Raw genomic sequence first — 24774 nt, 5'->3', positions numbered from 1 at the left:
GAACATGGCACTATCCTCTGTCGGGGGGATGCAGCGACCGGATGAAAATGACAATAGCCCAGCGGTCCAGTGCTGCAACGGTGTAGGCCATAGGAGGGTGCCTCTTGTAGCCGAAACTGGTTCGATAGAAAATTTCTCCATCGCTTTGCTGCTGCACGTATGGACTCTGCAAGCTGGTGGGGAGAGGGGCAAAGCTCTGCCCCACCGTCCCGTTGCCCTTACCGGTCGGGCCGTGGCACTGCTGACAATAATAACCATACTTTTCGGCCCCCAGCTGGACTGTTTCGGGGGTGGGTGCCAGGGGATTCTCAAGGGTTTTGGGATCTGTCTGTTGCAGCTGCTCAGTGCCGCCCTCGACCGGTACGCTCTGTCCGGGCATGGCGGGCATGGAGTCGGCGTAGGTCTGAATAGCCTCGTCATCTTTCATCCGCGCATAATCACAGCCGCTCAACAACTGCACCAGCAATAACGACCCGAGCACAAAATAAAACCACTGGCCATGCCTGCTTCTATTCCGGTCCATTACGGCATTTCCTTGAGCGTCAGGCCATAAGGTTCGATTGCCTGCGTATCGACGTGTTGTGGGGGCACCGTGATTCCCTGGCCTGGAACAAAGCGTGGTCCGTAGTTGCTGTAGGGCGATTCTCCGGGTATATCCGGCACTACACCAAAGTCCCAGGGGGGTGGCCCCTTGTCTCCCACGGTGAAAAAAATGAAAAGTCCCCAGACACAAAAGAAAGCCGCCAGTCCCAGCACCATCAACCAGCTGAACAGGCCCGCTTTGTTCTGCTCATTGGACGAGCATGTTTTTGCGCTTGATTTCATCATATGGGCTCCCCGAACAGGCCCACCACCACGGCATAGCCCAGCGCCCAGGCGGTGACCCCAATGAAGACAAACAGTAGCAGCGGGACAACAGGGTTGGTGCCGTGGGGATGGTCGTCGTGCAGTTCGATCTCCTGGACAGATTCCCTTTCATCGGTGGGCCGATGGCTGTAACCTGCCCAGGCCAGGTAGGTGAGAACCAGGCCAAGCAGTCCCAGAAACGAAGCGAGCACCATGTACTGAAAGTCCAGTAATGGGAAAAATCTCATGGCAGTTTCCTTATATCCAGTAAAGGCTGAGCGCGATGGAGACGGATATGGCGGCCAGGCCGAGGAGCCCAACGATTGCCAGGGCATACAATTCCCATATTCTTTTGGTCGGCTGATGCAAGGGGGGCAAAACCGGTTCGCTGCTGAGGGGGATGTACCTTGCCCGCCTCTGATCGGAAAACTGTCCGTTGTGCAAAGCCCAGACAAAGGCAGCCACGCTGACGCCCAAACTGATCACGATAAGACTCAACCAACTCGAATAATACATTACTCCCGGACCTCCGGCTGTGTCTCATAGGCGGCGGGGATTCCTCTGGGCGGTCTGCCCGCATCGCTTTGACCGATGAAGGTGACGGCCACGTAATTCCCCACGTCCCAGATTTTTTCCGATTCCAGTTCCCGTTTAAAATAGGGCATGGCGGTGCCCGTAATTCCGTTCATGATTTGATAGTAAAAAATTCCGCCGGATACGCCTCGATCCCGCAGCACCGTAAAATTCAAGGGAGGCGGGTACAGGTATGGCTGGGCAGGTCCCATGCCGTCACCAATGGGGCCGTGGCAGCCGATGCAGAAACCCTGATAGATGCGCTGTCCGCGCTGCAGACCGGCGGCGGTGGTGGGATAAGGGTTGGGAAGCTGCCTCCAGGGTTCCGGTACCCGTTCATGCAGCCACTTTACATTGTCATCGGGTCCCGCTTCGTAGGCCTCGATGGATTTTTGTTTCCAATGTTTCTGCCGTGCCACTCGATAGTCCGCCATTGTGAATCCCAGGCTCTGTTTGTAGGCGATGAGGGCGCGGATGTTGTCAATTCCCAGAAACCCCCAACTGGGCATGATGGATTCCGGGCGCACATAGCGGGGATTGACGAAATGCGCCAAATGCCAGTCATCCGGATGCTCTCCTCCCTCCTGGGAGAGATCCGGGCCGGTTCGCTCGGTGCCGAGCAAATGCGGTTGATCTTCGATATAGTCTCCTGAGCGGGCAATCCGCTCCGCGCCCAAACCCCAGTCGATATTGCGGACAAACTGGGTATGGCAGTATGTGCAGCCGTTTTTCACATACAGCACGCGGCCCCGTTGTTCAATTTCGGTACGGGGTCGAAAAATTTCGGACGGTTCCTCGCTGATGGTCGTCCATGGCAAGATGACGACGATCAGAAGGACCACGGCAAAAATCGCCGCTCCTCCGATGATGATCAAGGTCGGTGTCATTTTCATGGCGTTTCAGTGACCGATCGTTCTCCTCGAAGTGTCATCACAATGTTGTAAAGGCCGATGCACGCGGCTCCCACAATGAGTATTCCAATGGAGACACGCAACAGCATGTAAACGTGAATTTGGGGCAATAGTCTGTAGACCACTTCGCCGTTCAGCCAGCCGTTGCCCTGAATCAGCCCCGCTGCTGTGAGGACCGTGAAAAAACCGGCCATGCCGATGAGCACCAGCCAGTATTGCACATCGGCCAACCGTCTGCTGTACAAAGAGTGGCCCGTTATTCTGGGGAGGATGAAGTACATGCTGCCGAGAGCGATGGTTCCCGAAAAACCCAGCACTCCCAGGTGCGCGTGGGCAATCACCCAGTTGTTCAAATGAGTGACTCGCTGGACCACCGGCAGTGACTGCAAAGGACCCTGTATGCAGGTGAGAAGGTACCAGACGAGCCCGGCAAATATGAACTTGCCGCCGATATCCGCATGCAGGTAGCCGAGCCGTCCGCGCATGGTCAGCCATAAATTCACCAGCACCGTCGCCACCGGAATGAGCATCCCGAGGCTGCCGGAAATGGCAATGACTTTCAGCCAGGTGGGGGCGGGAGTCTGCAGCAGGTGGTGGGTGCCAATGTGTGTGTAGATCATGAGGATTGTCCAGAAGCCCACCAGGGACAAGGTATGGCTGTAGAGCGGCGAACGCGAAACAATGGGAATGATGTAGTAGGCGGAAGCAACCGCCAGCGGTGTCAGGAACAATCCCACCACGCCGTGGCCGTAAAACCAGGCGAGAATGGCGTCGGGCATGCCTGTGATGGCTCCCGTACCCGGGTTCCAGACGGCGTTCCCAAAAAAATAGATGAAGAAAGTGAACACCAGACCACCGAAGACATACCACGTGGATACGTAGAGAATTTTTTCTTTTCTTCGCACCACCGTCTGCAAAAGGTTGTAGAACATCATTGCAAGAGCAGTCAAAACGGCCATATCAACCGGCCAGATCCACTCGGCGTATTCTCTCCCCTGGGAATAGGCCATGCTGAGCGTGGCTGTTCCGGCGATGACGGCCACATTCCAGATCCACAGCGATGCCTTACCCAGCCGCTCGCTGTACAGCGGCGTGTGCACCAGTGTGGGGACCAGGTAATGGGCTGTCCCGAGCAGTGCCGAACCAACGAAGCCGAAAATCACCAGGTTGGTGTGCATCGGGCGTATCCGGCCGAATACGATCCAGGGGATGTCCCCCAGTAATTCGGGAGCAGCCAGATGGGTGGCATCGATGAACCCCGCCAGGGTTCCGATGACGAACCACACCGCCGAACTGAGAAAGAACAGTTTGGTCGTGCCGTAAGGCTCATCCTTGAACAACTTCAACCCATGCCCCTCTGATTCAATCTTATTCTATTCAGTGATGGCATGCCAGCCAGCAGTCAATCTGAGCATTCTTCTGTTGGTGGCAATCGATGCAAAATCCCATTTGGAACTCTACCGGCTGCAGCCGATCCATGTTCTGCACCGGCCCGTGGCAATTGGTACAATCCAGCCTGCCCCACAGGATGTGTGGCTGGTGGTTGAATTTGACGTAGTCCGGCACATAGTAGACCTGCACCCAGGGCACCGGGGTATTGCTCTCGTAGTGTTCCCTTTCTTTTACAATTTGCGGGTGCTGCGGGATGATGTACTCGTGGCAGAAAAAGCATTTTTCCACCGCAGGAATCCCGGCGTTTCTTGAGCGATCGACAAAGGGATGGCAGAAGCGGCAGTTGATTTGCTTGACTCCGGCATGCACCCGATGGCTGAAATAAATCGGCTGCCGCGGCCCTGTTCCCTGCTGAGGGTAGAGGTAGTACAGGTACAGCAAGGCGCCGATCAGCAGTGACGATGCGGCCAACCAACGACCCCACCTGATCCTGAGAAAAGTTTGTGTTTTGCTTCTCTCACTCATCCGGCCACACCCGCACCCGTTTCCGGTCGCCACTGGTTCCTGCCCGTCGTTGTGGTCAGATATGCGCGAAACAGCGGATCGGCAACCGGCAGAATGGGAAACCGCTGCACAAATGTCAAAATGCACAGGGCAATTGTGCCAATAAAGCCTGCGCTGATCAGGATTTCGCTCATCCCCAGGGGAAGACTCTGTCCATGCCAGATCGACGGGGCCACGAGCAGAAATCGTTCCAGCCACATTCCTGCCAGAATAACAGAGCTGAGAATCATCATGGCCACGGGCTTCATCTTGATCCTGCGGCTCAACAAAACCACAAAAGGCAGCGCGAAACAGACGATCAACACGGTCCAGGCCAATGACTCCCAGGTGACGCTGCGGGTTCGCAGTATGACGTAGCGAGTTTCTTCGGGAAGATTGCCGTACCAGATGACAAAAAACTGGGTGAAGAAAAAGTCTCCCGTCATCAGGCAGAATCCCAGAATCAACTTTCCCAGGTTATGGAACTGGTGCGGATGAATGTAGCGGCCGAGCTTTAATCCCTTGACTGCTATCCCTGCGAAAATCATCAATGCCGCCAGCCCGGTATACAGACTTCCTATGAAATAGGCGGCCCCGAACAGGGTGCTGTACCAGTGAGGGCTCAACGACATGATCAGATCAAAGGCAATGAGGCTCAACACGAGGGCGTAAAGGATCCCGTACAGGGGAGAGAGAACGACCAGAATGCGCTCGTACCAATCCCGCCCGTCTCCATCGAGCTGCAGCTTGGCGGTGTGTCCCGCCGCCGAGTCCATGTCCCGTTTGACCGAAAAATAGACGATGGCCATGGAGAGGATGGTGAGGGCAAGCAGGCCGGCAGCGTCCCGAGCAAAGAGGAACGGCACATTCAGCCAGGCGACTTTTTCCGGAATCGGTTCGTGAATCCAGTGAAATATTTCCTTCCTTCCCAGAAAGATGATCCAAAACAACACGAAGGAGACCGGCAAAAAGGCGGCGGCAGCTTCGGCAAGGCGTTTGAGGGGTCGGCCCCAACGGGCATTGGTTATGGTCAAGATGGCGGAAAAAAGGACGCTGCCGAAGCACAGGCCGGTCCAGAATACAAAGTTGACCAGATAGGTCTGCCATGCCCTCTGGGGATGCGGTCCCAAAATGCCTGTGATGAATGCAAACGCACCGACCAGCATCAGCAGGCAAAAGACCACCCTCAGCCGGCGATGGCTTTTGGGAGATATCGAGTTCATCGCATGTAAATAAATTTCATTCGCCGGCCTCATGGACCTCCTCTGCACCTGATTCATTCAGAATTGCTACCACCTGCTCCTGTGCTGATGGGGTGCAGGTCACCACTACCCCGAAGCGGTTTCCCGAAAACCTCGGATCGTAATGTTCGGGCAGACGCAATTTGGGCAGTCGGCTGTTCAACCATAAGGAAGCCAGGTTCCACAGCACGCCGAATAAAATGCAGAATTCAAATGCCACTATGACATAAGGGACTCTCGGTACCGGCGGTTTGCCGCTCACAATGAACTTCCACTGAAGCGCCGTATAGACTGCCAGGCCAAATCCCAGAGCAATTCCCGAGATTGCTCCGATCAGCGTGAAGTAGCGCACCGGGCTGGGCTTGAGCCCCAGGGCTTGTATGATTTGGCGGCTGCGAACCGGCGAATAGACCGCCTTGATCTCATAGTTCTTTTCCCGCATGACCTCAAGAGCTTTCACAAGGTCGTCCAGGTATTCGAATACTCCCAGCAATCCTTTCATTTTCATGGTCTGCCCGCTGTTTCCGGTTTGTTACAAGGTTTCAATGCACAACAATCGTTCACGCTCCAGGCGACTAAACCACCCGGTCCGGTCGGGGTTTTACAGCTTCCAAGATAATGTTCCTGGTGCAGGTTGGGTTGAGTGACGCGTTGCGCGTGACGAAACCCAACGCCTATTGTGCTGGGTTTCGTACCGCAACCCAGCGTACTTGGAAGACGCAATCCATTTCTTAAACACTCTGGCCCCTCATGGGCGGAGGCAGCTCCTCCTTGAGCTCACTCATGGATACCGACGGCAAAAATTTGGCGAATAGGAGAAACAGAAAAAAGAACAGGCTGAAGGAGCCCAGCATGATGCCGTACTCGACCCATGTCGGTCCGATGAAGAGTCCCCACGAGTAGGGGTCGAATTCGTGCCCCGGGGAGCTCAGTATAATGATGTAGCGCTCATACCACATGCCAAGATTGATCAAAACGGAAATGGTGAGCAGCGGTGCGATGTGCGTCCGCGCCCACTTGAGAAAGAACACCAGGGGCGCCAGGGAATTGCACATGACCATCATCCAGAAAAGAAGTGCATAGTGCCCCGTGGCACGCCATTCAAAAATGGCCCGCTCTGCAATATTGCCGCTGTACCAGGAGATGAAGAATTCGGTCAGGTATGAATAGCCCATGATGAGACCAGTGAACACGATGGTCTTGGCTACGTTGTCGAATATTTTCATGGTGAGTATCTCTTCCAACCCGAGAATGCGGCGGAGTGGAATCAGAAGGGTGATCACCATGGCCAGTCCGGAATGGATGGCGCCGGCCACAAAGTATGGGGCAAAAATGGTGCTGTGCCAGCCGGGCGCAATCCCCAGGGCGAAGTCCCAGGACACAACGCTGTGCACCGAGATGACCAGGGGTGTGGCCAGGGCCGCAAACAGCAGGTAGGCTGACCCATGGTGATTCCATTGGCGATCCGATCCGGTCCACCCCAGAGAGAGCCATCCATAGATTCTGCGACGAATGCCTCGGGCCCGATCCCTCACTATGGCGAGATCGGGCACCAGGCCGGTGTACCAGAACAGAAAGCTCACGATGAGATAAGTCGAGATGGCGATCACATCGAATACCAGGGGGGATTGAAAGTTGGGCCACAGATTGCGCTGGTTGGGATAAGGCAGAATCCAGTAGACAATCCAGACTCGGCCCAGGTGAATGAGGGGAAACAGCCCGGCCGTCGAAACGGCAAAAACGGTCATGGCCTCTGCGCTCCGAGCGAGAGGTGTGCGCCACGGGGCCTTGAAGAGATAGAGGATGGCTGAAATCAGGGTGCCGGAGTGGGCAATCCCGACCCAGAAAACAAAATTGACCAGGTAGGTTCCCCAGTTGACCGGGTGCATGACCCCGGCAGCGCCCAGACCCGTCGCAATTTGATAGCCCCAGCAGGAGGCGCCGATCAAAACGCCGGTGAAACAGAAGGCGAGACAGACATAATAGACCTTTCCGGGCGCCGCAAGGGTGCCGAGTACTTTGTCATCGATCTCGCTGTAGCTGAAACCTTGCATGGGTTCTCAATTCCCCGGTCCAAGTTGCGCCGTTAGACTTCCTGAGTGATTCTTTTGAGATAAATGACAGCGGGCTTGGTGTTGAGATGGCGCAACACCTGGTAGGCCCTGGGATGGTTAATCAACTGAGATACACGGCTGTCCGGATCCAGCAGGCTGCCAAACATCAAGGCGTCGGTGGGGCAGGTCTGAGCACATGCGGTGGTGAAATCTCCATCCATGACTTTTCTGCCTTTCTTTCTCGCTTCGATCTTGGCTTCCACGATCCTTTGGACACAAAAAGAGCACTTTTCCATGACGCCCTTTTGCCGTACGGTCACATCGGGGTTCAATTGAATGTTCAGCGGATAGGGTCGGGTGAAAGTGAACCAGTTGAAGCGCCGCACCTTATAAGGATCGTTCTGGGAGCAGAAGCGGGTTCCAAAGCAGCGATTATAGACCTGGTTGTTGAGTCCCTCCACACTGTGCTGCGGGGCAAAAATGGGACAGACGGATTCGCACGGGGCCGCATCACAGTGCTGGCACATCATGACCAGCCATCTTGCCACGGGTTTATTCCGGTCAAAATAGCGCTGTACCCTTATCCACGACATTTCTCGGCCGTTGATGACCTGTTCCCGTCCCACGACGGCCACATTATTTTCGGCATAGCAGGCGATCACGCAGGCGCCGCAGCCGATGCAGCGGTCCAGGTCAACCACCATGGCCCAGCGGTAGTCTTTGTGAGTGTGTGCAGGATAAAAATCCTTGTCGGCCTCGTAACCCATGGGCAGTGGATAGTCGATGGCGGGCTTGTGGCCGGAAGCCGCCGCCTGCTGAAGTCCGTCGTAGGATATCTGCCGGGCTATTTGCCGATCATGTTGAAAAAAACTCCCGTCCGTATGGGCTATGGCGAAGGTTTCGCCCGTCTTCTTCACCGTGACCCGAAATGAGCGGCCGGCCATGCCGGACGCAGGGGGGGCGGCATCCGCCGGAAAAAGCTCCATGGGGTTGGCCGGCAGGCCGCTGGCGTAGCGTCCGTAGTGGGTATGCCCCTGGCCCAGCGGCATAGCGAGCGTACGCGGCGGAACCGTGTAGATGGGAAGGGCGGGAGCCCGCAACGCACCGAACGGTGAGCGAAGCTCCAGTAGATCACCTTTTTCAATCTTCAGCCTGTCCGCAGTCTGCGGGTGGATTTCGATCCACCCGCCCCAGGTCGTCTGCGTCATAGGGTCGGGAAGTTCCTGTATCCAGGGACGATTGGCCATACGGCCGTCATAAAACTGAATCGACGGGTAGGCAGTGAAATGGAATTCTTGGTCCTGGGCTGCGGGCGCTTCAGGGGGTGGAAAAGAGAAATCACCGGGAATCTGTATTGAGAAGCCGCTTCCCCTGGTCTTTTCAGGGTCCCAGGAACCGCCCGTTTGCAGCGCCTGCAGCCAGAATTGATCAAAGCTTTGCTGGGAGTTTCCAGCTTGCCAGCGTTGGGCCCAGTTTTCGCGAAGCAGCTGGTAAAAATTTACCCACGGAAATTTCTCTTGTCCGCTCATGCGTTTGCCGCTTGAGATCAGAATATCTCCAAAGTCTCTGGTATCAAAAAGGTTTCCCATAACGGGCTGGATCAAACCCACTATACCCGTGGCCGGCGAATAATCGCCCCAGGATTCCAGGGGAGTGTGAGCCGGAAGGACCAGGTGGGCCATGGCAGTGGTTTCATCCAGGCAGCTGGAAAAGCTCACTACCATCGGAACCTTCTCGAGGCTTCGACGAAAGTTCCATGATGCCGGCAGGGTGAAGACCGGGTTGACCTCATGCACAAGTAGAAGTTCGATTTCGCCTCGATCCATGCGCCTGGTGAGGTCCATGATCGCGCCCGCCGGTGCACTGTCGCCGAGTGCCGCATGCATGGAAAAATCATGTGTTTCGTAGAGCCGATCCTTGATGGAACAAAGCAGGTTTGCGGCTACTGCAGCCTGAGTCGCATTGGCGCCGGAGCAGCCCGATCCTTCCGCCAGGGCGAGTGGATTGCGTGCTGCCGCAAATCGGGCGGCGAGCCTTTCCATAACAGCGGGTTCCACGCCGGTTGCCGCCATAACTTGATCCAGGGGAAAGGCTTCAACGATTCGCCTGAGTGCAGCCAGACGATCATACGGGATGGGGCAGAGCTCCCGGTGGACGATGAGCCTCAACATGCCCAGCGCGACCAGATATTCTTTGCCTGGCTCGACGGGAATCCATAAATCGGCGTTGGCGGCAGTCATGGAAAGTCGTGGGCCGATGTAGACAAAAGCATTCCTGGCGTCGCCGCCGGCGTTTCTAAACTTGGCGAACTGTGCCGCATAGTGCACGTTGGAAAGCCAGGTTTCGAGAAAACCCGCTCCGAACGAGACGAGAAAGTCTGCCTTGTCGATCCGATAGGCGGGGATGGCATCGCGTCCGAATACAGTCCGGTTTGCGGCGCGGAGCGGTTCATAGGAGAGGGCCTCATACATGAGGTGGCGACTCGCTCCGGCTTGGTTCAGCCAGTATTCCAGCAAGTCTTTATGGGTGCCGGTCAGCAACCCCGTCATGAAAGCAATTTGGTCGCCTTTCCCGGCCTTACTCAGGCGTTGGACCGTGTCGCTCAAGACCTTTTCGGCATCCTGCCAGGAGATGGCCGCAAATTGGCCGTCGCCCGATCGTTTTGCCGGACCACGCCATCGGTCGGGATTGTAGAGCCCGTGTAGGGCGGACTGACCGCGCGGGCAGACTCTGCCCGCGTTCACCGGGTGAAGCGGGTTTCCCTCGATTTTGATGACTCGACTATCGCGGTTTTTGGCCAACAGACCGCACCCGGCGGGACACTCTCGACACGTGGTGGCAAACCAATTGGCTTCGCCCGGGATGATCTCTTCGGCGGGAAAGACATAGGGGATGATCGTGCGGGCGGATTCCGATGAACAGCCAAACGTTGCGGAGGCGCCTGCGACACCGATAAGTTTCAAGAAATCCCGGCGGCCAAGATCAATCATGAGGAATCCCTGTGGAGACTAAAAATCAGAGAGTCAGAACCCTGACTGCAAATTTGTTGTTCTTTACGCTTGCCATCGACGCAGGAGACATCGTCTGAGACCTATACCATCATAAGGAATTTTGGCCAATAGATTTTACCGCTGAACGCTCCTGCAAGGAAGCCTTCTCCATTGATCCCCGGCATCAGGAGGTTGTTCGCCGCTGTCGGCGGCGGCCGCAGGGGAAACCCTGCAGCAGTGGATAAGATCGGCAAAAAGCTGGTGTTTTGGAAGAATCCGGATTATTAGCATAAAGAAGATCGTCTTGTGACATTCGGTTAAGCGGTCACCCCGGCGCAATACCGACGGACGGCCTTTGCAGGGGGCTGGTGATTCAATGCAGCATTTGGCTCATTGTGGATAGGAACGATTGAACGGAAGTCACCTGGTAAGCTGTGAAACTGGAGGAGACAGGCTCATGAAGGAATTGGACCTTGAGGCCCTCAAGGAATATGACGGCAGAGATGGAAAGCCCGCTTATGTCGCCCATGACGGCAAAGTGTACGATGTTTCTCAAAGCAAATTGTGGACCAACGGTTCTCACATGCGTCGGCACACCGCCGGCCGGGACCTCACCGGCGATTTTCAGGCTGCCCCTCACGGCACCGAAGTATTTGAAAGATACGAGCAGGTGGGGGTTATGACCAAGCAGGAGTCAGCCAAACGGGAAATGTCTGCAGGACTGGCCCGCATTTTGGAGCTGTTTCCGGTATTGACCCGGCACCCCCACCCGATGACGGTCCATTTCCCCATTGCGTTCATGTTTGCCGCAACGAGCTTCACTCTTCTGTATCTTCTCACCGGCGTGAAATCCCTTGAGATCACCGGGTTGCATTGCCTGGCGGCCGCCATTCTGTTCACTCCCATTGTAATGCTCACCGGTCTCTTCACCTGGTGGCTCAATTATATGGCAAGACCGATGAGGCCGGTGATCGTGAAACTCTGGCTGTCAACCACAATGTGGATCACCGCCATGATTGTTTTTACCTGGCGGGTCACGGTGCCGGATATTCTCGACCACATCGGAACCGGCAGTATGATTTACCTGCTGCTTGTTGTAGCGTTTGTTCCCATGGTGAGCGTGGTTGGGTGGCTGGGAGCGAAGCTGACGTTTCCCGTGGAAAAGGAGTGATCGAGTACAACGGCAGCCGGGACGCTCTACCGGTCAAGGCTGAAACGTTGATTCCCGCCGGGCCTGGTAAACGGACAGGAGATAGTGACTTGCGCCGCTATGGCGAAGGGTTGCCGGTGCAGGTGTCACTGGGTTTCCGGGGTCTGGAGCGATACCAGCTCGGCTATGAAATGGCCGACTGGGGCCCGGCAGGTGATTCGGACGGGAATATGCCTGGTGTCATCAGTGATCCAGACCTTCAGCCGGGCGTCTTCTGAATGCTCAAAAACTCCGCCCGCATCCTTGATGTCCGGTTCGACAACCAGCGTTTCATAACGTCCAGTTGCCACTTCCAGGGTTTCTTTGGCATGAATTTGAGCGCTGCCCAGAATGAGGGATTTGCCGTTTGTCACCGGGGCCGTGAGCTGCAGATTTTCCTTGAGATCGTGCAGCCTGAACGCATAGAACAGGGAGACCGGATCAAATGTTCCCGGCGGAATGGAGATGGGTTCGCGTTTCTTGCCGAAGTTGGCGTATTGAGCCGTCATATGGAGCCAGTCAAAGGTGACCTCGACGTCTCTCCTGTGCTTGCCCTCCCGCTGTTTTTTTGTGTACAGGAGAGATCGGGTCAGCGCGGCATCCGCAAGGGATTCAATTCGATCCCGCACCTTATAGATTCGGTCAATAGCGGCGTTGCTCTGCACAGTCAAAGCAAAGTGGTGCACGGGTTTGCCGGCAAGGGTCTTGGCGGGCAAAACTTCCAGAACGGCGGTGCCCACCGGAATAAATTCCCAGTTGAGCTGGTAGGTCAATTTTTCACCCGGTCGGAAGGGCGCGTCGAGGTGCGGCCGCTCGACTGCTGAAACACCGTACAGGCCAGGAATCATCAGGACTGCCAATAAAGCACAAGCCCACTTCATCGTCACTGCTCCATTGTATTATACTGGTTAAGGATCAAATCCCGCTTTCCAGAATTTTGAAAACTGTTCAGAAACTTGCATATGATCCACCAAAACCCGCTTGTGATCAACACCAATCAAAAAACCGTTGTGCCGATGGGTGATGTGGTGTATTCATAATGGTAGTCATAGGCCCGACTTTGAATTATCTTGAATCTGTTGCCAGCCACTTTATTGGTGCTGCTGCCGCTTGCCGACTCGTAGTTTCAGCCTGGTTTTCGTTGTGGAAAAATGCAAATGGAGATTCCAGGAAATACCTCACCGGAGTGGCGTTGTGGAGTTATCCGAGGGAGTACCCAGATGTGAAGCAGCAATCTGTCAAAGTCTTACTCGTCGAGGACAACCCGGAGGACGCTCTCCTGGTCGAGGAAATGCTGGTCGAGAGCCCCTTCGTTCAATTTGAGATTGCGCGGGTCGAGAGGCTTGCGGAGGCATTTGATGTGTTGCAGCGACGCAGCTTTGATGTCCTTCTCCTGGATCTCAATCTGCCCGACAGTCACGGTCGAGACACGGCAAGGTCTGTGCACATCCGCGTGCCCAACGTACCGATCGTTGTGCTCGGCGAAATGAATGATGAAGAACTGGGTGCCAAAGCAGTCAAGGACGGCGCGCAGGATTTCTTGATCAAAGGGGAGATCAACAGCCCCAAGCTGGTTCGCTCGATACGCTATGCCATTGAAAGACAGGCATTGCGCACAGAGCTCATCACTTTGTCGTTGATTGATGAATTGACAGGCCTGCACAATCGGCGCAGCTTCATGGCACTCGCCACGCAGCACCTGCATTTGGCGCGGCGAATGGCAGCCGAATTTCTGATCCTGTTTGCCGATGTCGATAACATGAAAGAGATCAACGATAATTTTGGGCACCTTGCGGGCGATGAGGCATTGAGAAGAATTGCCGATATCCTTCGCAATACGTTCCGCAAATCGGATATCATCGCGCGCGTGGGCGGAGACGAATTCATCATCCTCGCGAGCGGAGCCTCATATCTGCATGTGGCAGATATCTTGAAACGGCTGCTGATCAAGTTTGAAGAGGAAAACGCGAGGGGCGAGCTACCCTGCCGGCTCTCAGTGAGCCTGGGGATAGCGCGCTACGATCCGAACCAGAATCAAACCCTGGAGGATCTCATAGAGCAGGCGGATCGCTCTCTGTACCAAAACAAACGCAGCAGGAAGCTAAGCCCATGGGAGTCTGAGGACAACACCATTCACCTGAAATGAATGCATTTGTTGCCTCTAATCCTGTTTGAACGAAGCCATTGGCTCAATAGTCCCATGGCGAGGCATTGGGATGTCGTTACGATTTCATGACCACAGACACACCTGGCCTGAAAGGGAGTTGTTCAGATGAGTAAGCTGCCGTATCTGTTTGCGCTGTTGTTCCTTTGTCCGGTCGCTGTCCCGGCCCAGGAGGGCGGGAAGGGAGACGCTGCCAATCCGACCTTGGCCGTGACGGGTCACGGTGAGATCCTCGCCGCTCCGGACCAAGCCATCGTAAGGCTGGGAGCCGTTATTCAGGCAAGAGAAGCAGCCGACGCTCAGCGCGAAGCGAACAAAATAGTTGCTCAAGCGCTTGCCAAGCTCAAGCAATTGGATATCCCGGCGGAGCGCATTACAACCGTTGGGCTGTCACTTTCCCCGGTATTCTCGAGGCCGCCTCAGAATGCGGTTGAGGAGCCGCAGGAGCCACGTATTGCAGGCTATCGGGCGCACAACAGCATCCAAATAGTGATCGACGCTATCAACCAGGTGGGCGCGGTGATCGATGCCGGGGTGAGTGCCGGCGCCAATCAATTGGAGGGGCTTTCATTTGAAATTAAAGAAGACGGCGAATACAGAGAGCGGGCACTGCGTCTGGCGGTTGCCGAGGCCAGGAGAAAGGCGAACGTTATCGCCGAAGCGGCTGGCGTGAACATTGTCGGTGTGAATGAAATATCTGAAGGGGGTGTCCATCTCGTTCGGCCGCAAATGCACATGGCAAGAACCTTTTCAGACGAGGCGGCAACCCCTGTACAACCTGGACAGGTGAGCGTCCAGGCAAGTGTTACGGTGCGCTTCCATATTACCCCGGCCGATTAGCCGAACGAGAAGCCATCGGCAACATAGTGCATACGGTGTTCACTGAAATCCTGTTTCTACTGATTCCCAGGCTCCAGCCTGGGATCCCCCCCCTCACCCCGACCCTCATGAGAAAAATCCTTATTCTTCCCACATTCTCTTCATAATTTTTCCACAATCGTAGGCTACCTTACGGTCAACAGCGGAACCAAACGAACAAATTGACTCAATAGGCTGACGATAGATCGGCCGGTGGAGGTTTTGCGATGAAGAAGGAACGTGGAGCACATGGTTTTGTGGTCTTGGGTTTCCTGATGCTTTTTCTTGTGGCAGGGTGTGCCGGTATGAATCATACGGAGCGCCACGTTTTAACCGGTGCTGCCATAGGCGCGGGCACCGGTGCGGTGGTGGGAGAGGTCGCCGGTGGCATGCCCGGTACAGGTGCTTTACTCGGCGGGGCGGCGGGAGCACTGGGAGGTTACATTTATGACCAGTCTTACAGGGGCGATGGGCGCTACTACCACAATGGATATCGCTACGATAATCGTAATTATGGCAATCGTTACCGTGGCAAGTACGACAGGTACCAGTATCAGCGCCCTTACCGGTATTAGGCGGGTGGACCTTATGCGTTTGCGACGGATTGGTGATGCAGCCTCCTGCAAATGCTCGTCGGGGAAAACCCCAGGGGATCGGTTCGATAAGCGTCGCTCACCAATCCGTCAAAAACCTCAATTCAACGCTTTTCCACACCCCCTGAAATCCTTGCCATTCAGCGTAACGGTCACAGCTGCCTCGAATGTTTGACCACTCTCGGGATCGCGGCATTGCTGCTCGGCGATTGAGACAGTCAGAGTCTGATCAGCCGTTTTGGTTTGATAGGTGGCTGCCGCAACACCAGCACCCGTGCTGCAGGGGGGGACATACGGAAACTCGATCCATTTGTGGTGATCACCTGTGGAGAAGGCCACTCTTTCATGGTCTCTTATTTCAAGGAGCCATTGGGGATTGTGGCCAACCGCTCTAAAGCTGACTCCTTCCAATTTTGCCTGTTCCCAAGCCGCTTCTCTTGGGTTGTTGACGCAGTTCCCCAGGGGCTTGCCCCCCAAATTCAAAATGGCCTGTTCCCCTCTGCGCCAGACCGTGGACTTGCCGTCGCTGTATTTGGCTCCGGAAACGCTCGGAACATGCGGAAGTGCAACAAACCCCATGGGCAGGAAAACCTGTGCGCTGTTATGTTCAATGCGCACGGTGTATTTTTCTTTATTGAGGCACTCAAAAACATAGGTTTTTGAGGACGGGATTGAAACACCCGTCTGCTTGGTGTTCTTCGCACAGGAACAAGGGAGCATGAGACAACTCATTGTGATGAGCAGCAATGAGAACCTGTGAGTCATGGACATGGAATCCCTCCGCCAAGGATTGAACCATTTATTGGTGGAATTCTGGACTGGCAGCCGCCTCATCCCAGTTGCTTTTCGGATATATTCGATCCCGCCTGATCCAAAAGTGCCCGTTTTTCGTTGATAGAAATGGCTCGAACGAGGTTGGTGAGGTCCTGCCGCGTTTCCTCCAGCTTGACATAAAGCCGGAAGCACAAATAGCTTAGCAGCAGGATTGCGCCAAAAAGAAAAAAATCCGCCCCGCGCCCGATGCCAAAGAACAGAGAAATGCTGCTGGTCCAGTTCTTGAAAAAGACGGCGCCGACGATAACAATCCAGAGACCGACCCAAAAGATTGCGATGGGCAGCGTCAGCAGTCTTTCTCTATATCTCAGGTAGCTCCTGCTGACCGCAAAAGCTCCAAACAGCATGATGATGATTTCTAATACCATCGCCAGTTCCTTATGAACAGCGGCAACGCCCTGCCTTGCCGATAACGCAACTCAAAACGGTGCCGCACGGCAGGCTTCTAGTGGATCAACCTCGAAACGAGGAACCTGAGGGCAAGAGAGAAAGCCGAACTGGTCTTCTGCCCCTTCCTGAGGGAATGCTCCGTATAAATGACCTTGACCGGGACCTCTGTGTACTTCAGTTTTTCACGGGCAATCTCGTCAAGTATTTCCGATGCGTGGGCCATACGGTCCTGTTTGATCTGGATGCTTCGCGCAGCCTTTCGGGAAAGGGCCCTCAATCCATTCTGACAGTCCGAAACCCGGATTCCCGACACCAGCCAGGTGAATATTGCCCCCAGCTTCAGAATCAGGTAGCGGTCCTTGCGAATTCCTTCGGGCTTGTACTTGAGAAAACGATTGCCCAGTACGACATCTGTTGACCCCAGGATGATCGGTTTTGCCAGCTCAAGGATATCGGTGGCGCGATGCTGGCCATCCGCATCGAAGGTGACGATGATGTCCGCTCCAAGCTCCAGCGCCAACTCGATTCCCGTGGCGATTGCCGCCCCCTGGCCGCGGTTGATGAAATGCCGGAGCACGATTGCCCCGGTCTGTTGAGCGACGAGATAAGTGGCATCGGAAGATCCGTCGTCGATCACGATAATGTGCTGTGCCGGCACCACCCTTGCCAAATCAGCAATCACTCCCGCAATAGCCGACTCTTCATTATAGGCGGGAACGACCACGTAAATCGTAGCGGCTTCGTTACAACCGTTTTCCTCTCCCCCGGAGTGCAGGGCCAGTCGGTTCATGCAACTCTTTTCGGCGCTTTCGGTCATATCATTTTCTTGCCTGGAAAAAATCGCCAAATTCAGGTAAAAAGTATGTCTAATTTTTTTGCATTCTTCAAGCAGTGTTTTTGCTGCCATGGCAACGATCTTCCTGCATCATAAAGGGATCATATTTGAACGGGTGCGCGGGACTAAAATCGATTCTGCCTTCGGGCAAACAAATGGGTGAGTCCGTCAGGGAGCTTAAAGAACTGGCAAGATACCAGGATCTCTTTAAGAATCTTGTAAGCAGAGATCTCAAGGTGCGGTACAGACGGTCCGTGCTGGGGTTCCTGTGGGTCATTCTCAACCCCCTCTTTATGATGATCATTCTCTATATGGTCTTTTCCGGGTTGTTTCATTTCACTACGGAAAACTATGTTGCCTACCTTCTATCCGGCATCATATTCTGGAACTTCTATGCTCAGAGCACCAGTACATCGATGCTGAGCTTTGTGAGCAACAGCGATCTCATCCGCAAGATCTACTTGCCCAAAGCGATCTTTCCCCTTTCTGTCATTGCTTCCGCCCTCGTTAATTTTGCATTCTCATTAATTCCTCTTTTTGCAGTGTTCCTCCTCACGGGCACGCATCCTGGCTCTTATGTAGTATTCCTGCCCTTGTTTCTGATACAGGCCGCCTTATTTTCATTTGGCGTAGCCCTAATGCTTTCAACGCTTATGGTCTTCTTTCGTGACACGCAATACATCTATGAAGTGCTGCTGTTGGGATGGATGTACACAACACCTATATTTTATCCGGAATCCATCATTCCCCATCACTTCAAATTCATACTGTACCTTAATCCCTTATACTATTTTTTGACGCTCTTTCGCACCCTGGTGTTCACCCACGATGCAGCCCTGGCAGCCAATATCGTCATTGTCACGGGCTTGTCTGTGCTGTCATTCAGTGGGGGGTGGTTGTTCTATAACCGCTATAAGGACCGATTGATTTTTCATCTTTGATATTTGAAGCAGGAATCTGCGTGGAAGAATTGCTGGAGCTGACCAACGTATCCGTGAAATACCGCCTCACAGCGGAGGCCCCCAAGACTCTGCAGGAAGTGATTGTCCGGCGGCTCAAAGGCAAAAAGGCGCAATTCAAGGATTTTTGGGCATTGAGAAATGTCTCGCTCAGCCTTTCCAAGGGAGCGAAGCTTGGCATCATTGGTGTCAACGGTTCGGGCAAAAGCACGTTGCTCAAGGTGATCGCCGGCATCATTAAGCCGACCGAAGGGGAAGCCAGGGTCAATGGCATCATTGCACCCCTCATCGAGTTGGGAGCGGGATTCGACTTCGAGTTGACGGGTACTGAAAACGTCTATCTCAATGGATCCATACTGGGTCTCAGCCGCAAACAGATTGACAGCAAGATGGATAATATCCTGGAGTTTTCCGGACTGGGCCCGTTCATACATGCCCCTCTCAGAAGCTATTCCTCGGGAATGATCGCACGCTTGGCTTTTTCCATTGCAGTAGAAGTGAATGCGGACATTCTCATTGTCGATGAAGTCCTTTCGGTGGGAGATGAAGGCTTCCGCAAGAAGTGTCGCGAAAAAATCGATGAGATCATCGCTGCGGGAACCAATCTTTTGTTTGTGTCACACAGCCTCGCCGATGTGCAGCGGCTATGCAACACCGCACTTTGGCTCGATAAAGGCCGGGTGGTTGAATTCGGCGACGCCGACCGAATCTGCCGCAGATACCTGGTCTATTTTGATGAAACGGTTTTTGCCGACATCCCCCAGGAGCATCCTTCAAGAGAAGCGATTGACGCCATGTTCATGCATGGTGTGACCAATGGTTATGAGGTCAACGGAAGGAGGGTTTTCAATCCTGATAACAGTGTGAGTCGTGCCGAGTTGGCCGTTTTTCTGAGTCGCGTTCTGAAGCTGGAAATGCCTCATAGTCTGACAGGTGGACCTTTCAAGGACGTTTCGTCTTCCCATTGGGCGGCCGGGTCGATTGCTGCGCTGCACGATTGCGGGCTGGTCGCCGGGACGTCAGATGGCGAAGGCAACAGGTTCTTTTTCCCACACGATTACGTCAGAGCCTCAGATCTTGCGGAGATATTGTCCCGCATCGATGAGGAAAAGTTGCGCGCAACCCTGCCGGTTGTTTCCGACGAATTATTGACACGCGGAGCGACTGCTGAAATATTCTACCGCTTTTTCTCCTTGTCAAACGATCAGAACATTGTGGGCGGGGAGTGCCATGGAGCTTCGGCTTGATTGAGTGTCAGCCATACATTCCGCATCCGATAACCAGCGTTAAACTATAACGGCGCAACCACCCTGGGCCGTGGACGGAAAGAGGTCGATGAAAATTGTTGTAACCGGTTATTTCGGGCACCAAAATTTAGGGGATGAGAGCATCCTCTTTGCGGTAGCCAGTGCCTTGAAGGGGCATGAAGTGACCGTGGTATCGCTCGATCCACCAAGAACAGAACGCCTTCACGGACTTCCGGCGGTCGCTTTTTTCGACGTGGAAGCCCTTGAGCACACCATAGCTGCCTGCGATATGGTGATTGCAGCGGCCGGCGGCGCCTATCAGGAAATCCCCGGAATTGCCTATTATCACGTTACCGCAGCACAGTTTTTTAGCAATCCCTACGGATATCCCGAGGGCAAGGTCAGCGCGTATGGAATCGTTCCCCTGCTGGCTTCTTTCTACCACAAAGTCCTGGTGTTCCTGGCCAATGGTCTGGGACCCTTTTATTCCCAAGCCATGAAGCATTTCTGTTCGTTTCTTTTGACGTCAGCCGATCTCATCACTGTGCGCGATCACTATTCCTTGAAATGGGCACAACATCTGGCTCCCCATTCGAATGTTCACCTGGCGGCGGACGCTGCCTTTGTTATGCGACCGCAGCAAAATCAGGAAGTCCTGCGTCTGTTAAGCAAATATGGTTTGAAGTCCAAACAATTCCTGGTGCTCTCTTTACGAGAGCTGGTGGATGCCGGCCGGCAAGACAAAACCGTTAGCGAGATGGCTGCAGTGCTTTCAAACATGCCGGTTGAACTCAAGGATCTCAAGATTTTATTCGTTCCTTTTCAAAACCTGGAATCGGATTATCCCGTCACCGATTCCAACCTGGCGGTGGAGCTGCTCGAAAAAATCGAGGGGGGCATGCGAGACAGATTGGTTGTCTGCGATGATCAACTCACCCCGCAAACCGCACTGGATCTCATCGGACATGCTCGTTTCGGAATAGGCATGCGATATCACTTCCTTTTGTTCTGTATCCTGAATGAAATCCCGGTGATCTCCATTTCCTATGACAACAAGTGCACCAGTCTCATGAACGACGCAGGTATTCCGGACCTGGCGGCGGATATCCCCGACCTCGATGCCGCTCTTATTGGTTCTGCGATGCGCAGCGTGGTGAATGGCTATGCTCACTATTGCGAACTGATCCGGAGCAGGAAGATCGACCTGCAGAAACGCGCCCGGTTATCCTTTGACCTGCTGGATGATTTGCTTGAAAAGTCAAGTGCCCAAAGGCTTCCGCACCAGGCTGCGAGGAAACAAGAGAGGCAAGGATTTCTCTGTGAGGAGGGGCCCTATGCAAGCCTGGACGTGAAGTCTCTGGTAGCGGGCCTGCAACGGGAAAGGGAACAATCGGAGCATAAACAGCAGAGAATTGAAATTCTGGAACGTGAGATCGAGGAGATTGCCTCGGTCCTGCAGACCGACCTGAATGACAACAAAGCGGCTGTTGCCAGGCTGCATGTCGAAGTTGAAGGCATGAAGCAGGAGAATAACGAGCTCAAAGGGACCATCCAAAAACTGCACAACGAGCTGGTGTCCGCGAAAAACGAACTGAACCTGATACATCGGTCGATGACATGGCGGCTGGGGCAGATGTATGGAAAGTTCCTTTTCAACACCTCAGCCAACCGATTCATCGAAAATCTGTTCAATAGATTGCTCTCCTTCAGGAGTCACGCAGACCGCCATGACCGCGACTCAAACCCGCAGGAACAGGGCAGGGTGGCAAGCCGGCTCAAGGCATTGAGCCAGTTGATTCAGAGCAGGGTGCAGAAAGGCATATTCATTGTTGCGTCTACCTTTCCCTTCGATGAATTCTATAACCAAAGGGCTATCAACCTGTCCAAGTGTCTTGCAAAGCAAGGCAACTGTGTGATCTACATCGCCTGGCGGTGGTCACCATCCGACCAGCTGCCGGGCACATGCGAGGAGGTATATGAAAACATTTTCCAGGTGCCGATGGATTATTTTCTCGAACACCCGGTTGCCTTAACCAATCTATCCCATGCGCACAAATGGTTCATCATAGAATTCCCGCATCCCAGCTTTTATCCCATCATGCTTCAGATGAAACACAACGGCTATGGAATACTCTACGACATCATAGACCATTGGAAAGAATTCAACGCAACGGGCCAGGCTCCATGGTTTCGCCCCGAGCATGAGCGAGCCATACTGATGAATGCAGATGTTGTAACGGCCGTCTCTCCTCCTTTGATAAAATACTTTTCCGACCTGAGAGAAGACATTCAACTGATGCGCAATGGCTTTTCGCAGGATCTGATAGGCATGAAGCCGGAACTGGTCAGCAAAAAACCCGATGAGCCGATCTGCATCGGCTATTTTGGTCACCTCACCGAATCCTGGTTCGACTGGGACTTCATTTTCAAAATGGCGCAGCGGGTTTCGGACTTTCACTTTCACCTCATCGGTTATGGGGAATCGGCCGAAACGAGGTCCAAAGCCGCCCGGTTTTTCAACATCGAGCTTATCGGCAGAGTCCATCCCTCCAGCCTCAGTCAACATGTAACCGGCTGGGACGTGGCCATCATACCATTCCTGCCGACCCTCCTGAGTGAGTCGGTAGATCCCATCAAGATTTACGAATACCTGTATTTTGGACTGCCGGTCATGGTAAGGGGCATCAGCCACCTGGAAGGTTTCCCCTACGTGGATGTTGGTTCGAGTGTGACGGAAGCCGAACAGGCCGTCAGGCGTCTGGCCTGTCTGAAACGAAGTGGGGGGATGAACCGTTCGATCCTGGACGATTTCCTCACACAGTGCACATGGGAAGAACGTTTCAAGCTTCTGCCGGACCAGCTGAGGTGCGGACCGCTATGAAAATCCTTTATGTATACAGCTATTGCACATTTGGCGGAGTGGAAAGAGTGATCTTGAACCGCGCCGAGGCTTTCAGGGAATACCAGATGGATATCCACATCGACGTCCTGTTTTTACATGACGTCGGAGCTTTCCAGGACCTGGTCGTGTACCTCGAGCGCAATGACCTGACCCACTATCTGCACGCAATGGTGCCGGAAAAGAAAGACCAGGACATGGCTTCGTTCGTCGATTTAGCTCAGTACGACATGGTTTTCAACATTGACACGCCTTCCTGCTTCGAAGCTCTGGAAAAGGTGAATAATTTCTTTGTCGAGTGCCACACTCCCTATGTCCAAAACAGGAGATACTTGAGCTCCTTGAGCGACAAAGTAAAAGCGATCATCGTGCCTTCGAAAACTTTCGCCCGCACCATCGAGCATGAATTGAGAAATGACATTCCTCTGCAGGTTCTTCCCAACAGTGTGCCGAGAATTTTTTTTGATTGTGCACGACAAGAGAGTGCGAAGATCTATGCCAAAAGACCCATTGCCTACATGGCAAGGCTCGATTCGTTGAAAAACATCGATGAAGCCTTGAAGGTTTTTACCCGCCTTAAAGGCAGGGATGACGTGTTTTACGTAATCGTTGGGGCTGGTGCCACCGAGGATCAATTCATTCAACTGATCGAAGAATCGGGCATCATCGATCGGACCATTGTCAGATCGAAAATAAGCTACGATAAGGTCACTGACTTTTTTGCCTTTCTGCGTGCACACAGGGGAATGTTTTTTGCCCCGTCCAAGGCTGAGTCATTTGGAATGGTGGTTGCCGAGGGCATCGTGAGCGGAGTTCCAGTGCTGGCGTCGGACATTCCCGAACACCGGGCCCTGCTGCAGGGAGATGCGGATTGCCTGTATTCTCTCACCAACATAAAGGAAGCTGCGGATAAGATGCTGCAGTTGCTTGCCCGGTGGGATGAAAAGCAGGATCACATGCATGCGTATGCGAGGGAGATGGGGCACGCGGGCTTCATCAGGGGATGGCAGGAGCTGACCGAAAGATACCTCCCTTGAACAGCTCATGAGCTCACCTTGAAGCACGCGTGGGCGCGTATCCCGCCACCGGTTCCACCTGATATTGCGGAGACTGCATGAAAATTCTTTTCTTTTTCGGCACACGGCCCGAGGCCATCAAGATGGCCCCATTGATTCATGAACTCAAACGCGATCGACATTCATTTGACGTGAAGATCTGCGTTTCCGCTCAGCACCGGGAAATGCTCGACCAGGTGCTAAATTTCTTCGGGATCAAGCCGGATTTTGACCTGAACCTCATGCAGCCGAACCAAAATCTATCGCAAATCACCGAGGCCGTGTTGCGCGGGGTGCAAGAAATCCTTGTTGCGTGTAAACCGGACTGGCTTGTGGTGCAGGGGGACACCACCACCACCTTTGCCGGGGCACTGGCGGCATTTTACCAGCGCGTGAAGGTGGCCCACCTCGAGGCCGGCCTGCGCAGCTTTAACAAGGAATCCCCATTTCCGGAAGAGATGAACAGGGTCTTGACCACCCATCTGTCAGACCTCCATTTGGCACCCACCGATCGGGCAAGAGAAAACCTGTTGCGTGAAAATATTGCTGAAAAGAACATTTTTGTGGTTGGAAACACGAGCATTGATGCCCTGTTTCTTTGCCTGGACAAGTTGACGGGTAAGACCATAAGGGATTTTCCAGCGCTCGCCGGCATAGACTTCAGCAAGCGCATCATAACGGTAACGGGTCACCGTCGCGAGAGCTTCGGCAAGCCGTTTGAAAACATTTGCCGAGCACTGCGGAGAATATCCGAGAGTGCTGATGTGGAGCTGGTCTATCCGGTGCATCTCAATCCCAATGTACGCAAACCGGTGTTTGATATGCTGCAGGGTCGCTCCAATGTTCACCTGATAGAACCCCTCGACTATGCGGCTTTTGTGTGGCTGATGAACCAAAGCCACATCATCCTCACGGATTCCGGCGGCGTTCAGGAAGAAGCCCCCTCCCTGGGCAAACCGGTTTTGGTGATGCGCGATGTGACCGAAAGAGTCGAGGGGATAGCCGCCGGCACCGCAAAGCTGGTCGGCACCGAGACGGATAAGATCATAGCCGAGACCGTAAAACTCTTGACCGATCCCCAAGTCTATGAAGCCATGGCCAAAGCCGTCAACCCCTATGGGGACGGTGAAGCCAGCCGGAGAATCTGCGCGATCTGGCAACGGCACCCCCGGTGACCATGCACGATAACGGGCAGTAGAGC

Annotated in this window: 24 protein-coding genes; 9 read left to right on the top strand and 15 right to left on the bottom strand. The window is 54.0% G+C overall.

Going from position 1 to position 24774, the window contains the following annotated elements:
* Positions 1-10 precede the first annotated feature (10 nt).
* From K1V27_RS10840 to K1V27_RS10790, 11 genes are all read right to left on the bottom strand, one after another.
* On the bottom strand, positions 11-523 hold the full coding sequence (locus K1V27_RS10840; protein WP_258930011.1) for a c-type cytochrome: 513 nt from the start codon (positions 521-523) through the stop codon (positions 11-13).
* On the bottom strand, positions 523-828 hold the full coding sequence (locus K1V27_RS10835) for a hypothetical protein (RefSeq protein ID WP_258930010.1): 306 nt from the start codon (positions 826-828) through the stop codon (positions 523-525). Before K1V27_RS10835 ends, K1V27_RS10840 begins: the two co-directional genes overlap by 1 nt.
* On the bottom strand, positions 825-1094 hold the full coding sequence (locus tag K1V27_RS10830) for a hypothetical protein (RefSeq protein ID WP_258930009.1): 270 nt from the start codon (positions 1092-1094) through the stop codon (positions 825-827). The genes K1V27_RS10835 and K1V27_RS10830 overlap by 4 nt, the downstream gene beginning before the upstream one ends.
* A gap of 10 nt (positions 1095-1104) precedes the next feature.
* Positions 1105-1362, bottom strand: coding sequence for a cbb3-type cytochrome oxidase assembly protein (locus tag K1V27_RS10825; protein WP_258930008.1), 258 nt, complete (start codon positions 1360-1362; stop codon positions 1105-1107).
* Positions 1362-2312, bottom strand: coding sequence for a cbb3-type cytochrome c oxidase subunit II (locus K1V27_RS10820; RefSeq protein WP_258930007.1), 951 nt, complete (start codon positions 2310-2312; stop codon positions 1362-1364). The genes K1V27_RS10825 and K1V27_RS10820 overlap by 1 nt, the downstream gene beginning before the upstream one ends.
* Positions 2309-3676, bottom strand: a complete 1368-nt coding sequence (locus K1V27_RS10815; protein ID WP_258930006.1) for a cbb3-type cytochrome c oxidase subunit I — start codon at positions 3674-3676, stop codon at positions 2309-2311. The genes K1V27_RS10820 and K1V27_RS10815 overlap by 4 nt, the downstream gene beginning before the upstream one ends.
* 31 nt (positions 3677-3707) lie before the next feature.
* Positions 3708-4247, bottom strand: coding sequence for a cytochrome c3 family protein (locus K1V27_RS10810; protein WP_258930005.1), 540 nt, complete (start codon positions 4245-4247; stop codon positions 3708-3710).
* Complete coding sequence (gene nrfD / locus K1V27_RS10805) at positions 4244-5521, bottom strand: NrfD/PsrC family molybdoenzyme membrane anchor subunit (protein ID WP_258930004.1); 1278 nt, start codon at positions 5519-5521, stop codon at positions 4244-4246. Before nrfD (K1V27_RS10805) ends, K1V27_RS10810 begins: the two co-directional genes overlap by 4 nt.
* Positions 5505-6014, bottom strand: a complete 510-nt coding sequence (locus tag K1V27_RS10800) for a DUF3341 domain-containing protein (RefSeq protein WP_258930003.1) — start codon at positions 6012-6014, stop codon at positions 5505-5507. The genes nrfD (K1V27_RS10805) and K1V27_RS10800 overlap by 17 nt, the downstream gene beginning before the upstream one ends.
* A gap of 223 nt (positions 6015-6237) precedes the next feature.
* Positions 6238-7560 carry an NrfD/PsrC family molybdoenzyme membrane anchor subunit gene (gene nrfD / locus K1V27_RS10795; RefSeq protein ID WP_258930002.1) on the bottom strand — a complete coding sequence of 441 codons (1323 nt, stop codon included), beginning with the start codon at positions 7558-7560 and terminating at the stop codon, positions 6238-6240.
* A gap of 32 nt (positions 7561-7592) precedes the next feature.
* Entirely contained in the window at positions 7593-10550 is a 2958-nt protein-coding gene (locus tag K1V27_RS10790) for a molybdopterin-dependent oxidoreductase (RefSeq protein WP_258930001.1), read from the bottom strand.
* 457 nt (positions 10551-11007) lie between these two features.
* Between K1V27_RS10790 and K1V27_RS10785 the strand changes: the two genes are divergently transcribed.
* Positions 11008-11721, top strand: coding sequence for a DUF2231 domain-containing protein (locus K1V27_RS10785; RefSeq protein WP_258930000.1), 714 nt, complete (start codon positions 11008-11010; stop codon positions 11719-11721).
* Positions 11722-11846: 125 nt separating this feature from the next.
* Here K1V27_RS10785 and K1V27_RS10780 read toward each other — a convergent pair whose 3' ends face one another.
* Positions 11847-12620: a DUF3108 domain-containing protein gene (locus K1V27_RS10780; RefSeq protein ID WP_258929999.1), complete on the bottom strand. Its 774-nt coding sequence runs from the start codon at positions 12618-12620 to the stop codon at positions 11847-11849.
* A gap of 341 nt (positions 12621-12961) precedes the next feature.
* Between K1V27_RS10780 and K1V27_RS10775 the strand changes: the two genes are divergently transcribed.
* The 3 genes from K1V27_RS10775 to K1V27_RS10765 all read left to right on the top strand — a co-directional run bounded on the left by K1V27_RS10775 (position 12962) and on the right by K1V27_RS10765 (position 15336).
* Positions 12962-13885, top strand: coding sequence for a GGDEF domain-containing response regulator (locus tag K1V27_RS10775; protein WP_258929998.1), 924 nt, complete (start codon positions 12962-12964; stop codon positions 13883-13885).
* A 126-nt stretch (positions 13886-14011) separates the two neighbouring features.
* On the top strand, positions 14012-14743 hold the full coding sequence (locus K1V27_RS10770; RefSeq protein WP_258929997.1) for an SIMPL domain-containing protein: 732 nt from the start codon (positions 14012-14014) through the stop codon (positions 14741-14743).
* Positions 14744-14988: 245 nt separating this feature from the next.
* Positions 14989-15336, top strand: coding sequence for a YMGG-like glycine zipper-containing protein (locus K1V27_RS10765; protein ID WP_258929996.1), 348 nt, complete (start codon positions 14989-14991; stop codon positions 15334-15336).
* A gap of 117 nt (positions 15337-15453) precedes the next feature.
* Here K1V27_RS10765 and K1V27_RS10760 read toward each other — a convergent pair whose 3' ends face one another.
* The 3 genes from K1V27_RS10760 to K1V27_RS10750 all read right to left on the bottom strand — a co-directional run bounded on the left by K1V27_RS10760 (position 15454) and on the right by K1V27_RS10750 (position 17485).
* Positions 15454-16074, bottom strand: a complete 621-nt coding sequence (locus K1V27_RS10760; protein ID WP_258929995.1) for an MliC family protein — start codon at positions 16072-16074, stop codon at positions 15454-15456.
* Between the two features lie 110 nt (positions 16075-16184).
* Positions 16185-16556, bottom strand: a complete 372-nt coding sequence (locus K1V27_RS10755) for a DUF2304 domain-containing protein (RefSeq protein WP_258929994.1) — start codon at positions 16554-16556, stop codon at positions 16185-16187.
* A gap of 77 nt (positions 16557-16633) precedes the next feature.
* The gene (locus tag K1V27_RS10750; RefSeq protein ID WP_258929993.1) at positions 16634-17485 is read right to left on the bottom strand and encodes a glycosyltransferase family 2 protein; all 852 of its coding nucleotides are present in this window, start codon (positions 17483-17485) and stop codon (positions 16634-16636) included.
* 83 nt (positions 17486-17568) lie between these two features.
* Between K1V27_RS10750 and K1V27_RS10745 the strand changes: the two genes are divergently transcribed.
* The 5 genes from K1V27_RS10745 to wecB all read left to right on the top strand — a co-directional run bounded on the left by K1V27_RS10745 (position 17569) and on the right by wecB (position 24748).
* Positions 17569-18354: an ABC transporter permease gene (locus K1V27_RS10745; RefSeq protein ID WP_258929992.1), complete on the top strand. Its 786-nt coding sequence runs from the start codon at positions 17569-17571 to the stop codon at positions 18352-18354.
* Between the two features lie 20 nt (positions 18355-18374).
* Entirely contained in the window at positions 18375-19619 is a 1245-nt protein-coding gene (locus tag K1V27_RS10740; RefSeq protein WP_258929991.1) for an ATP-binding cassette domain-containing protein, read from the top strand.
* Between the two features lie 88 nt (positions 19620-19707).
* The gene (locus K1V27_RS10735) at positions 19708-22500 is read left to right on the top strand and encodes a polysaccharide pyruvyl transferase family protein (protein WP_258929990.1); all 2793 of its coding nucleotides are present in this window, start codon (positions 19708-19710) and stop codon (positions 22498-22500) included.
* Positions 22497-23555 carry a glycosyltransferase family 4 protein gene (locus K1V27_RS10730; protein WP_258929989.1) on the top strand — a complete coding sequence of 353 codons (1059 nt, stop codon included), beginning with the start codon at positions 22497-22499 and terminating at the stop codon, positions 23553-23555. The genes K1V27_RS10735 and K1V27_RS10730 overlap by 4 nt, the downstream gene beginning before the upstream one ends.
* Positions 23556-23632: 77 nt before the next feature.
* Positions 23633-24748, top strand: a complete 1116-nt coding sequence (gene wecB, locus K1V27_RS10725; RefSeq protein WP_258929988.1) for a non-hydrolyzing UDP-N-acetylglucosamine 2-epimerase — start codon at positions 23633-23635, stop codon at positions 24746-24748.
* Positions 24749-24774 lie beyond the last annotated feature (26 nt).

This window comes from Desulfoferrobacter suflitae (genome assembly GCF_022603395.1).
Taxonomy (GTDB): domain Bacteria; phylum Desulfobacterota; class Syntrophobacteria; order Syntrophobacterales; family Syntrophobacteraceae; genus Desulfoferrobacter; species Desulfoferrobacter suflitae.
This window is presented reverse-complemented; position numbering and strand designations above follow the sequence as displayed.